This is a genomic window from Pseudidiomarina terrestris (assembly GCF_030466405.1).
Taxonomy (GTDB): Bacteria; Pseudomonadota; Gammaproteobacteria; order Enterobacterales; family Alteromonadaceae; genus Pseudidiomarina; species Pseudidiomarina terrestris.
In genome coordinates, this window is record NZ_JAGGJF010000001.1 from 529,656 (window position 1) to 542,398 (window position 12,743).

10 protein-coding genes are annotated in these 12,743 nt (G+C 51.5%); 4 read left to right on the top strand and 6 right to left on the bottom strand.

Annotated elements, in window-relative coordinates:
• Positions 1-58 precede the first annotated feature (58 nt).
• Positions 59-1,195 carry a fatty acid desaturase gene (locus J6J34_RS02470; RefSeq protein ID WP_301719313.1) on the bottom strand — a complete coding sequence of 379 codons (1,137 nt, stop codon included), beginning with the start codon at positions 1,193-1,195 and terminating at the stop codon, positions 59-61.
• A 223-nt stretch (positions 1,196-1,418) separates the two neighbouring features.
• Between J6J34_RS02470 and fabR the strand changes: the two genes are divergently transcribed.
• Positions 1,419-2,042, top strand: a complete 624-nt coding sequence (fabR, locus tag J6J34_RS02475; protein ID WP_301719311.1) for an HTH-type transcriptional repressor FabR — start codon at positions 1,419-1,421, stop codon at positions 2,040-2,042.
• Here fabR and J6J34_RS02480 read toward each other — a convergent pair.
• Complete coding sequence (locus tag J6J34_RS02480) at positions 2,008-3,786, bottom strand: SLC13 family permease (protein ID WP_301719310.1); 1,779 nt, start codon at positions 3,784-3,786, stop codon at positions 2,008-2,010. The two genes, fabR and J6J34_RS02480, sit on opposite strands and share 35 nt — an antisense overlap.
• 111 nt (positions 3,787-3,897) lie before the next feature.
• On the opposite strand from J6J34_RS02480, the gene J6J34_RS02485 reads away from it, so the two are divergent.
• Positions 3,898-5,910: a prolyl oligopeptidase family serine peptidase gene (locus tag J6J34_RS02485; RefSeq protein WP_301719309.1), complete on the top strand. Its 2,013-nt coding sequence runs from the start codon at positions 3,898-3,900 to the stop codon at positions 5,908-5,910.
• Complete coding sequence (locus J6J34_RS02490) at positions 5,891-6,949, top strand: GGDEF domain-containing protein (RefSeq protein ID WP_335342624.1); 1,059 nt, start codon at positions 5,891-5,893, stop codon at positions 6,947-6,949. Before J6J34_RS02485 ends, J6J34_RS02490 begins: the two co-directional genes overlap by 20 nt.
• Here the strand turns inward: J6J34_RS02490 and J6J34_RS02495 are convergent.
• The 4 genes from J6J34_RS02495 to coaD form a co-directional block, all read right to left on the bottom strand.
• Positions 6,933-8,114, bottom strand: coding sequence for an ABC transporter permease (locus tag J6J34_RS02495; RefSeq protein WP_301835488.1), 1,182 nt, complete (start codon positions 8,112-8,114; stop codon positions 6,933-6,935). The genes J6J34_RS02490 and J6J34_RS02495 overlap by 17 nt on opposite strands.
• Entirely contained in the window at positions 8,111-9,037 is a 927-nt protein-coding gene (locus J6J34_RS02500) for an ABC transporter ATP-binding protein (protein ID WP_301775050.1), read from the bottom strand. Before J6J34_RS02500 ends, J6J34_RS02495 begins: the two co-directional genes overlap by 4 nt.
• A 167-nt stretch (positions 9,038-9,204) precedes the next feature.
• Positions 9,205-10,809, bottom strand: coding sequence for a phosphoenolpyruvate carboxykinase (ATP) (gene pckA, locus J6J34_RS02505; RefSeq protein ID WP_301719305.1), 1,605 nt, complete (start codon positions 10,807-10,809; stop codon positions 9,205-9,207).
• 137 nt (positions 10,810-10,946) lie between these two features.
• Positions 10,947-11,432: a pantetheine-phosphate adenylyltransferase gene (gene coaD, locus J6J34_RS02510; RefSeq protein ID WP_301719304.1), complete on the bottom strand. Its 486-nt coding sequence runs from the start codon at positions 11,430-11,432 to the stop codon at positions 10,947-10,949.
• A 114-nt stretch (positions 11,433-11,546) separates the two neighbouring features.
• Between coaD and J6J34_RS02515 the strand changes: the two genes are divergently transcribed.
• Entirely contained in the window at positions 11,547-12,740 is a 1,194-nt protein-coding gene (locus J6J34_RS02515; RefSeq protein WP_301719303.1) for a glycine C-acetyltransferase, read from the top strand.
• The last annotated feature ends 3 nt before the right edge of the window (positions 12,741-12,743 follow it).

Genomic DNA, 12,743 nt, shown 5'->3' on the forward strand with positions numbered 1-12,743 from the left:
CTACCATCACCCGTACTGTCGCTGAGCGATTCCGGGTGGTGGTATCAAGGAAATGCGGTTAATTTATTTGTGGCTGCTGCAGTAACATCTTGAATTGACGCTTATGTTGCAAAAAAGCGTTGCGTAATTCTGCTACCTTTTCGTGCATCTCTTCGAGCGTTGGCATATGCTCAGCCAGCGCTTTGGTCTTGCTGTCAAGCAGCTGTTTGCGCGCTTGATAGTACTCACGTAAGCGCAACAGTAATGCATCGTACTCATCATGGAGTTTCTGCATCGTTGTCTCGCAGCTTATCGGCGCTTTGGCGGTGAGTTTCTTAAACTGCATTTCCAGTTTAGCTTTCTCCACCTGATAGCCATGAGTACGTTTTAGGTTGCGCGTGAGGCCCAGCCAGGAGCACCCGCGAATCAGCCATTTGGTCGGATCAAACTGCCACCAACGGATACCATTGCGATAGTCCGCGGAGAAGATGTGGTGGTAGTTATGGTACCCTTCGCCAAAGGTCAGAAACGCGAGAAAGCCGTTGTCGCGCGCAGTATTTCTGTCCGTATAGGTCTGCTTGCCCCAGATATGCGCAAGCGAGTTAATAAAGAATGTGGTGTGGTGATTAATCACCAGTCGCGCAAAGCCTACCAGAATAACCGCACCCCAAACATCACCCAGCATCAGGCCAATCGCAACTGGCCAGCCGATCGTGGTCAATAAGGTCAGCGTCAGGTAGTGACGGTGTTGCCACATCACCACGCCATCTTTTTGCAGGTCTTTGACGTTGTTGTAGTCGTGATAGCGTGACGCCTGGTACTCGCGCAGCATCCAACCGATATGTGAATACCAGAAGCCGCGTTTCGCTGAGTACGGGTCTTTGTCGTTGTCATCCACATGCTTGTGATGTTCACGATGATCCGAGGACCAGTGCAAGGCGCTGTTCTGCACTGCTAAGGCTCCGCCTAATGCAAAGAGTACACGCAAGGACCAATGCGCATCATAAGTGCGGTGAGCCCAAAGCCGGTGATAGCCAGCAGTGATGGAGATTCCGGCAAAACCAATGGTGCCGATTAAAGCCAACCATAAGCCAAAGGAAAAACCGTGGGTTAAACCATACCAGGGTACGCCAATAGCGGCGACCAGGAACGTAATGGTGAAAACGAGGGTGTTCAGCCAGATGATCTTTGGCTTCGCAGATTGAGACGTCGACATAAAGTACCTACATAAAAAAAACGGCATGCTGCTGAACTGTTTCGTTTAGCGAACATGTGTACGCTGAATTTACTTACATTTAGCGTAGGGTGCAACCCTTATTTGCTCAAAAGCGATGAATTGCGTGAACAGGCGTTCACTGACATAATCGCTGCAAGAGCGCCAGCGCTCATTCGCCAGAGTTAAAAATTTAGGCAACAAAACCGTTAAGGAAGTTCAATTTATGGCCGGTGTTCGTGCTGCGCAAAAAGAAAAGACTCGCCGCGCTCTGATTCAGGCAGCGATGAACCAGTTAAGCGCAGAGCATGGCTATGCTTCGTTGAGCTTGCGCGAAGTGACCCGCGAAGCAGGTATTGCGCCTACTTCTTTTTACCGTCACTTTCAGAACATGGAAGAATTAGGGCTCACTTTGGTCGATGAAGGTGGGCTGGCCTTACGCCAACTGCTGCGCCAGTCACGCCAGCAGATCGCCAATGGCGGCTCTATCATCCGCGCATCCGTCACCACCTTCATGGAGTTTGTCGCCAACAATACGGCGATTTTCCGCTTACTCTTGCAAGAAAAGTCCGGCAACTCGCGCGAGTTCCGCCTGGCGGTGCAGCGGGAAGTTGAGCACTTTACTGCAGAGCTGGTGGATTACCTGGTGGATGAGCAGGACTTCCCGCGTCAACTCGCTGAGCTGCAAGCCGACGCCATTGTCCGTATCGTCTTTAGTGCCGGCGCCGATGCACTTGATGCCTCACCCGCCGAACGCCACCAGCTACTAGAAGCAACCGTAGCGCAGGTGCGTATCGTTGCCCGCGGCGCTGCAGTTACCCGTACATCGGCCATGTCAGTGAAATCATAATAACCGCAATCACCGTCATCACGATTGAAAGTGGCAAGCCCAGCCGCCAGTAGTCGGCGAAACGGTAACCGCCCGGCCCCATGACTAAGATATTCGACTGGTGCCCGATCGGTGTTAAAAAGGGTAGTGCTGCACCAAGAGCGACAGCCATCAGGAAAGGATCCATGGACGCCCCCAGCGTATCCGCCATACTGATGCCTATCGGTGCCATCAGCACCGCTGCCGCCGCGTTGTTAATGACATTTGATAACAACATGGTGACCACCAGTAACAAGCTCAGGGCGACGAAATCAGGCGACCCCTGACTAATTGCCAGAGCTGCGTGCGCCAGCGTATCGGCCGCGCCACTTCGTTCCAGAGCGCCACCTAGGGGTATGGTTGCAGCAAGTAACACGATGATCGGCCATTCGATATGTTCATAAAGCTCGCGAATCGGAATGACATTGGCCAGCACCATAACGCCCGCAGCCATAGCAAACGCCACCGGCACACTAAGAAAATTAAACGCGCTTAACCCAATCGCAGTCGCAAATATCGCCAACGGCAGCAGAAGCTTGCGCTTGCTGCCCAGCCGCAGACTGCGCTGCGCCAGCGGAAAACAGCCAAATCGATTGAAAACATCATTCAACACCTCGGCATCACCTTGCAGCAGGAGCACGTCTCCGGGCTTAAAGCGGACGTTAGATAGACTCGGCTTCAACGGCTGTCCTTCGCGCGCCACCGCCAACACGTTCACACCGAATCGATGACGTAACCGTAAGTCCGCTGCAGAGCGTCCAATGAGTCTTGAATCGTGTCCTACAATCCCTTCAATCACCTTGATTTCATCTGAGATCAGGAACCGCGTATCCAGCTCTTCTTCGGCATTTAACTCAAATTTCGTCAGATCAATAATTTGCTGCAATGTCTCAGTATCTGCTTTCACGATCAGCACATCTTCGGCTTTCAAGCGCTGGTAGCGTGGCGGTCCGCTAATCATCTGCTTGCCGCGCTTTAGCGCAACCACCACGAAGGGATCCTTAATTTGCGATTCAAACTCAAACAGAGTTTGCCCTACCAGACTCGAACCGGCAGGAAGGTAGAGTTCGGTCAGGTAGGCGCTGACATCGTAAGGGGAGTTCGAAGTATCGCGGCTTTTGCTACGCGGAACCAGCCAGTGCGCGGTCAACCACATGACCACCAAGCCCGCTACCGCTACGCTTAAGCCGACCGGGGTAAAGTCGAAAATGCCGAAGGGTTCAGCGCCATGACTGGCGCGAATATCTGAAATGATGATGTTAGGCGGAGTCCCTATCATGGTGATGGTGCCGCCGAGCAGAGAGCCAAACGCCATTGGCATCAGCATCAGTGAAGCATGTCCTGCGCCATTGCGGGAAAGCTGCAGCGCCACTGGAATCATGATCGCCATGGCTCCGGTATTACTGATAAACGCCGAAACAAAGGTCGTCAGACCGGTCAGTACAATCATCTGCAACCAGACCCGGTCGCCGACTTTCTTGACACTACTGGCCATTGAGTCGACCACTCCTGAGCGCCACAATGCATGGCTGATTACCAGTACCGCAGCAACGGTGATGACGGCGGCATTGCCAAATCCGGCAAATACCTCCTGCTTCGGTATCAGCCCAACAATGTAAGCGGCAAACAGCGCCCCCATGGCCACGAAGTCGTAGCGCCAGCGGTCAACTACGAACAGCACCAAAGCTGTGATTAGAATAGCGCCAATCCAGATTTGATCCGCCATACAACTTTTCCCTTATGAAAAACCCAAAGGTTAGAGTGGCTTGATTTCGTGGGAAGTCAACTATTTTGCTGCTACTATGGAGAAGGAAAATAACATGTATAGGAGAAAACGATGTTCCTTCGGATAGGTCTCACAGCACTTTGTGCGGCACTTAGCATGAGTGCCTCAGCTCGTGATATTTCACTCACAGAAACAGTCACAACGCAGTCCATCAATAGCGTTGCCATAAGTGATGATGGCCAGGTGGCCGCCTTTACCCGGGTTTCACCGCGTACGCCCTATGTTGATGACGATGGCGGTTCCTTTGTAGAACTTTTCGTTGTTCGTGGCGAGAACGAGCCGGTGCCTTTCATCTCCGACAAACAAGGTGTCAGTGACGTCAGCATTCATGGTGACTTTATTTACTTCACCAGCAAACGTGATGGCGATGACCACACCAGTATTTACAAGATATCCCTCAACGGCGGCGAAGCTCAGAAAGTCTTTGAGCACGAGAACGGCATCTACACTTATGCACTGAGTGCCGATGGTCGTTACCTTGCTTTTACTGCCCGTGCCGCAGCTGATAAGACCGAGAAAAAGCTCGCCAAAAAAGGGTTTAAAGCCGAAGTCTACGAAGAAGAAAACGAGTTCACCCACGCCTGGTTTGTTGACTTAAGTGCCGAGTCACAAATTGCAGCGCAACTGACCGACGACCGTCAGGTGTTCTCGGTTGCCTTCCGTCCGGATCAGGAACAGCTTTTACTGCGCACAGCACCGACGCCGTTGGTGGATGACAGCTACATGAGTAGCAAATATGAGCTGGTTTCTTTCGCCGGCGTGCAGGAATCAAGCTTCGCTACCGTAGGGAAACTGGGTAAAGCAGAGTTTTCACCAGATGGTCGCTACCTGGCGGTGATTGGCGCGGCGGATTACAATGATCCAGCCACCGGCCGCTTGTACGTTTTCGACCTGCAGAACGACAACAGTGTCCGTGATGTATTGCCCGACTATCCCGGCCATGTTCAGGATATCGACTGGCGCAATAACGATGAACTGATTTACCTCGGTCACGTTGGCACCGAATCAGAAGTACATGCCATCACCATGCAATGGCTCGAAACACGGCCACTGCTTGAGCCCGGTAATGCCATTGTGGTGGACATCGAAGCAGCGCCAGGTCAGACCGGTGTTTACGCTCGCGCACACCGCGCTGAACATCCAACGGAGCTGTTCCGACTGGAAATGCAAAGTATGATTCGCCTGACCAACTCCAATCCCTGGTTAAGCGAAATCACTATGCCGACTCAGGAAACCGTAACCTATGAAGCGCGTGACGGTCTCGACCTGCAGGGCATTCTGGTGTACCCCACTGATTATCAGGAAGGTACCCGCTACCCATTGATTACCGTGGTTCATGGTGGCCCTGAGGCACACTACAGCAACGGCTGGTTAGATCGTTACTCCAGCCCAGTGAAGCATGCCGCACAGCAAGGCTACGCTTTGTTCTTCCCGAACTACCGAGGCAGTACTGGCCGTGGTGTGGAATTTTCTAAGTTGGGACAGAACGACTACGCTGGTAAAGAATTCGACGACATCGTGGATGGTAAGAACTTTCTGGTTGAGCGCGGCATCGCAGACGGCGATCGCGCAGGTATTACCGGCGGTTCCTATGGCGGCTTCGCATCAGCCTGGGGCGCGACAGCGCAGACCGAGCATTGGGCAGCCAGTGTCATGTTTGTCGGCATCAGCGATAACATTTCCAAGTTCGGTACCACCGACATTGCCAAAGAAATGCATGCCGTACATGCCCGTAGCTACCCGTGGGAAAAATGGCAATGGTACCTGGAGCGCAGCCCGATTTACCACGCAGAAAAAGCCCGGACCCCGATTTTAATTATGCACGGTAAAGAAGATACCCGGGTGCATCCTAGTCAGTCCATGGAGCTTTATCGCTATCTGAAAACCCATGGTAACGTGCCGGTACGACTGGTGCTTTACCCGGGCGAAGGACATGGTAATCGCCGCGTCGCGGCACAGCTCGATTACAGCATGCGTCTGATGCGCTGGATGGACAGCTTCTTAAAACAGGGGGCAACTGAAGCACCTGCACACGAGCTTCCTCATGCAGAGCACATCGACTAGTATCAACTCACCATTGGACCCGCGTTATCGGCGGGTCCAATTTTTACGTTCACTGCTATGGGTCCTCATAGTGGTGTCCCCAGTCCTTGCCATTATTAATCAGCTTTTCGATCAAAATCACCTTATGATCGCCCTCGAATACCTGCTCTTTGCGGTCGCTATTGGTCTTTATATCTGGCTTCGCTATCGCCCTGAGCATGTGATTGTTATCAGCTGGATTGTCACGCTTATCATTGCCATATTAATCGCGGTTTACGTAGTGATAAGTAAGGGGCAATCCTACGCTCTTTATTGGCTGGCCACCTTCCCGCCCATCGCTTATTTTCTGCTAGGTGGCAAAAGGGGTCTGATTACCAGTGTCATATTTTTTGCACTGTGCTTTATTTTTCTCACGCAGGCCACAGATGACTGGGAGTCTGCACCTTTTACGTTGCACTCGCTGAACAATATTTTCATCGCAACTGTCGCACTTATTATTATTCTTCGTCACATTGAACAAACCCGTGCTGAAGCTTTTCACTACCTGGAAGAACACAGCCAAAGGCTCGAGTATATCGCCGTAACCGATCGGCTCACCGGCTTATATAACCGCGCCAAGCTGGATAGTGCATTAAGCAATGCGTTGCGCAAAACCAAGCACCATCAGCGCGAGTTTTCGGTTGTTTTATTGGATATCGATCACTTCAAGCGCGTCAATGATACCTACGGGCATCAGGTTGGCGACAGTATTCTGGTTGAGCTCGGTCAGCTGCTACGCTGCAATGTGCGCAGTACTGATGTCGCGGGCCGCTGGGGGGGTGAAGAATTCCTGCTGGTGCTGACGGAACATACACGCCAGCATGCAGTGATGCATGCCGAACGTCTACGTCACGCCATCGAGGCTTATGAGTTCCGTGATGGTATTCGCATCACGGCAAGCTTTGGTGTAGCTTCTTATCGCCCCGGAGATGATGAATCCAGTATCATCAAGCGGGTCGACCAGGCGCTTTATCGCGCCAAAGACGAAGGCCGCAATCGCACCATCAGCGACGCCCAATAAAGGCGCGTCCCATCATTCGCCAGGAAGGCTCTTTGCCATACATGGTAATGCCCATGCTAAACAGCCGGATGGCGGCAGAACGAATGGTATAGGTCATTAATAGCAGTAACAGTAAACTGCCCAGAACTTCCCACCAGCTTACGCTGCCGTCTGCGATGCGCAAAGGCATCACCGCAAAGGAGGTCAGTGGAAACCAGGATAGAATCTGGGCAAGAATGCCCTGTAAGTTATCCATCACGCCAAAGCCGGCACCAACAAAGAGTGCCGGAATTAACATCATCGCGGTGCGTCCCGAGTGATTCGGATCATCAATGGTTGCGGCAAAGCCTGCCATCAAAGCATTGATCATCACCAGTCCAACAATGGCAAACACAGTGGTGCTGCCCAGAACCGTCCAGTTAATGGACGGGAAGTCTAACGGGCGGCCTTCAATCACCATCATTAACAATGACACCAGAACAATAATCAAAAGCACAGTGGCCATGCTTTTCAGACAGTGCAATGTAATTCCCAGAATCTTGCCATCGATCCACTCGGGCGGGCGAATTATGGTCAATAGCTGTTCCGTTACCCGTTGTTGTTTTTCCTGGGTGATGGCCGTCATCATCAAGCCAAAACTACCGAAAACGCCGACCATAATGCTGACCAGAATCAACATCGGAATCACCTTGCTGGCGGAGCGGCTGGTTTCTTCCTCTCCACGCTGCACGGTGATCGACACCCGAACGGGGTCGTTGAGCAGCGCTATCTGACTCGCGTCGAGGGGCAGTGCCTCAAGCTTTTGCTGTTGCAGCCAGGCCTGGAGTTGCGCCTGCATGCGGTCCTGCCAACCACTGCTGTTTGCTGCCCATAGTTCGGCTCCATAGCCCTCTTCCGGACTCGCGGAAACACGCAATACACCACTGTAGTTTTCACCGAGCTCGGTAAGCGCAGTGGTGGTATCTGACACCGGTTGCCATTTAATGTTGGCAAGCTCCGGTAAGGTCACTGGGGCAACAACAGCAACGGTATGAGTTTCTTCCAACGCAGTTTTTAACACGCCCCAGCCCGCGGTCACACCGAACAGTGCCCCGATCAGGACCAGTGAAAAGAGTTCTTGTTTCCATTTAAAAAAGCGGCGGAATTCAAAGCCGCCAATCCGGATAACCTGGCGCCAGTGTTTCATGAGTTCACCTCCGCGCGAACGGCTTGTAAGTAGAGATCATGCAGTGCTTGTCGCTGGGGGCTAAACTCAGCCACTGGCGCAATGTCCTGCAGTTGCATCAGTAACTTGTCAGCGGCAAGTTGATCATCGCAGGTCAGTTCAAAACGGGTGTCGCTCAGAGGCACAGCCTCAATCACACTTGTCAGTATCGATATCTGCTCCGCCTGCACCGACTGGGTAAACTCCACCTGCAGTCGCTGCTGCTGAACCAGTTGCTGGCGTACCTCTGCCAGACTGCCCTGTGCAATCACCGCGCCCTTATTCATCAACACCAGCTTATTCGCCATGCGCTCGACCAATGCCATCTGATGGGCGCTTAAAATGACGGTGGTTCCGGTACTACGTAAGTCATTAAGCACGCTCAGCACAAATTCCTGATTCATGGGATCAAGTCCAGAGAAAGGCTCGTCCAGCATGACCACTTGCGGCTCATGAAGTAAGGTTGCGATCAGCTGAATCTTCTGTTGATTGCCTTTCGATAGTTGGCGCATGGGTTCACTTGCACGGTCAGTAAGTTCGAACCGATCCAGCCAGCGCTGGATACTTTGTTCCGCTGTGGTTTTATGGACACCTCTCAATCGGGCGATGTAACGAAGGTTATCCAGGACCGTGCGCTCCTGATAAAGCCCCCGGTCTTCGGGAAGGTAGCCAAAGGCAGTGCTGGGTAATGCCGTCAAAGGCTGCTGATCCGCTGCGGACCGATAGACAATCTGGCCGCTGTCCGGCTGAGTTAAGCCCACCATCATGCGCACCAACGACGACTTGCCCGCACCATTGGGGCCCAGTAACGCGAGGATCTCGCCACCTTTTGCAACCAGACTCACCTGGTCGACAGCCCGTACCGTGGCGTACTCTTTGGTGACATTATTCACTTCAACGTACATGGATGGTTCTCCAGCTCAACAAGGGATCGCTAGAGATTATTCCACACCACGCCCGATAAGGTCGGTAACTTTAGTTAATAATTTGTTTGCAAATGTGTCGGAGAGCGCTCTGCCGGGCATAAAAAAACCCGCCAGAAGGCGGGCTTTTATTATCTTTTCGTTAGCTTTTACTTTAACTGAGGTCCGGCAGCAACAAGTGCCTGACCTTCTTCATTATCGGTAAATTTTTCGAAATTAGCTACGAAACGGCGCGCCAGATCGTTTGCTTTCAAATCCCACTCAGCGACATCTTCGTAGGTCTTACGCGGGTCGAGTAAAGAGGTATCCTCAACGCCATGCAACTGAGTTGGCATTGCCAGGTTAAAGTAAGGCAGATTCACAAACTCTGCGTCTTCAATGCTGCCATCCAGAATCGCGTCAATAATGGCGCGTGTCGCTTTGATCGAGATACGTTTGCCACTACCGTTCCAACCAGTATTCACCAGGTAGGCTTCTGCACCAGCGGCTTCCATACGCTGCACCAGTACTTCGGCGTACTGCGTTGGGTGTAAGCTTAGGAAAGCTGCGCCAAAACAGCTCGAGAAGGTCGGGGTCGGCTCGGTAATACCGCGCTCAGTACCTGCCAGTTTGGCCGTGAAACCTGACAAGAAGTGGTACTTGGTTTGCTCTTTGGTGAGTTTGGAAACCGGAGGTAATACGCCAAATGCGTCTGCTGTCAGGAAGATAACCTTCTTCGCATGACCCGCTTTGGAGACCGGCTTAACGATGTTATCGATGTGATAAATCGGGTAAGAGACGCGTGTATTTTCGGTTTTTGACCCGTCGTTGAAATCGACAGTACCGTCGTCGCGAACAGTTACATTTTCCAACAAGGCATCACGGCGGATCGCATTATAGATATCCGGTTCAGCTTCTTGCGATAAGTTAATGGTTTTGGCATAACACCCGCCTTCGAAGTTAAACACGCCGTCATCGTCCCAGCCGTGTTCATCATCGCCAATTAACTGACGTTTTGGATCTGTTGAAAGGGTGGTTTTACCCGTACCTGACAGGCCAAAGAAAATTGCTACATCGCCGTCTTCGCCGACGTTTGCGGAGCAATGCATCGAGGCAATTCCCTGCAACGGCAGGAAATAGTTCATCATCGAGAACATGCCTTTTTTCATTTCGCCGCCATACCAGGTACCACCGATCAACTGGATGCGCTCGGTGAGGTTAAAGGCGACAAAATTCTCTGAATTCAGCCCATGTTCCTGCCATTTTGAATTGATGCACTTGGCACCATTCATTACCACAAAGTCAGCTTTGAAGGTCTTCAGCTCTTCCTCGGAAGGGCGGATGAACATGTTTTTTACAAAGTGGGCCTGCCACGCGACTTCGGTAATAAAGCGCACTGACAAACGCGTATCTTCGTTAGCACCACAGTAGGTATCAACAACGAACAAGCGCTTACCCGACAACTGACCGGTGACGGTGGTTTTCAGGTCCGCCCAGATCTCCGGCGAAATCGCCTTGTTATCATTTTTACCCTGATCAGCCCACCACAAGGTGTCTTTGGTGGTTTCATCACGCACAATGTATTTATCTTTGGGTGAGCGACCCGTAAAGATACCAGTATCCACGGCGACAGCGCCAAGATCAGTAACTACACCTTTTTCATAGCCTTGAAGATCGCTGCGCGTTTCTTCTTCAAAAAGCTGGTCATAGGAAGGGTTGTGAACGATTTCAGTGACGTCTGTAATGCCATAACGGCTTAAATCCAGATCAGTCATGGGGCGGACTCCTGCGGGTCTAGTCTGAGCAAAAAAGAAAGAAACAAAAAAAGAAACGAATTTTGGGGCGCGATTCTAACCTGAAATCATCAAAAATGGTAGCTTCGACCGCGCATTGCAGTGCCATTCAGCAGCTCTTAACGCGATTTTATCTTTTCATTCAATGCGTTTGCGACTCGGGTATCGGTGAACTGTCTGACATCGCCATGGTGCAGAGCCACTTCTTTGACCAGCGTTGAGGAAATAAAGGAATTTTCTTCTGAAGGCGTCAGAAACACGCTTTCAAGACCCGGATACAGACGTCGGTTCATGTTTGCCATTTGAAATTCGTATTCGAAGTCAGACACTGCTCGCAAGCCACGAATCAAGACGGTAGCTCCGTGCTCTTTGGCAAAATCGACCAGTAATCCGCTGAACCCGACCACACTGACATTCGGTAGCTGATCGGTTACCTGCCGCACCAGCTCGACACGTTCGTCGAGGGTGAACATGGGGTTCTTGTTCGGATTATTTGCAATACCAACCACAACTTCACTAAACAGGTTTGCCGCACGCTCTATAAGATCGGCATGACCGTTGGTAATGGGGTCGAAAGTCCCTGGATAGATAGCACGCTTGTGCATGAATTTTCTCCGGCAACAGAAATGAGGATGCGCGATGCCCTGCAGATCAGGTAAACTATAGGACAAATCCTATGGATTACATCCGCGTACGCTATTCAAAGCACGGAGAATTACATGAAGAACGATTTTTATCAACAGCTAGATAGCCAGCTGGAAGAGTTACAGCAAGAAGGCTTATACAAAAAAGAACGCATTATCACCAGCGAGCAAGCAGCTGAGATTCAGGTGGGTGACGGGTCCTCCGTTCTCAATTTCTGCGCCAATAATTATTTAGGTTTGGCCAATCATCCTGACCTTATTGCTGCTGCTAAACAAGGGCTCGACGAGCACGGCTTTGGTACTGCATCGGTGCGTTTTATTTGTGGTACCCAGGATATTCACAAAACCCTTGAAGCCAAGCTTAGCGACTTTCTGGGCACCGAAGACACGATTCTGTACTCGTCCTGCTTCGATGCTAACGGTGGTTTGTTCGAAACCCTTATGGGACCCGAAGATGCCATCATCAGCGACGAACTTAACCATGCCAGCATTATTGACGGCATTCGACTGAGCAAGTCCAAACGCTACCGTTATAAAAATAACGATATGAGCGATCTTGAAGCCCAGTTAAAACAAGCCAAGGCTGACGGCGCGCGTCATATTTTAATCGCCACCGATGGTGTGTTCTCGATGGATGGCGTGATTGCTAACATGAAAGCCATTTGTGATCTGGCCGACCAGTATGGTGCGTTAACCATGATGGACGACTGTCACGCGACTGGCTTTCTGGGTGCCAGCGGTAAAGGCACGCACGAATACTGTGGCGTATTAGGTCGGGTGGATATTATCACCGGCACGCTGGGTAAGGCGCTTGGCGGTGCATCAGGCGGCTACACCTCAGGTAAAAAGCAAGTGATTGACTGGCTCCGCCAGCGTTCACGTCCTTATTTGTTCTCGAACTCAGTGGCGCCAGCGATCGTTCAGGCCTCCATTCGTGTATTAGAGATGTTGGAAGAAGGCGACGAGCTACGCCAGCGCCTGTGGGACAACGCAAACTATTTCCGCACGGAAATGACGAACGCCGGCTTCACCTTGAGTGGTGCTGATCATGCCATCATTCCAGTGATGATCGGCGACGCTAAACTGGCTTCAGAAATGTCTGACCGTCTCTTGGCTGAAGGCATTTATGTGGTCGGCTTCTCGTTCCCTGTGGTGCCGCGTGGCAAAGCTCGCATCCGTACGCAAATGTCGGCTGGGCATACGCGTGAACAGTTGCAACGAGCTATCGATGCTTTTATTCGTATCGGTAAAGATTTAGGCGTCATTTAAACG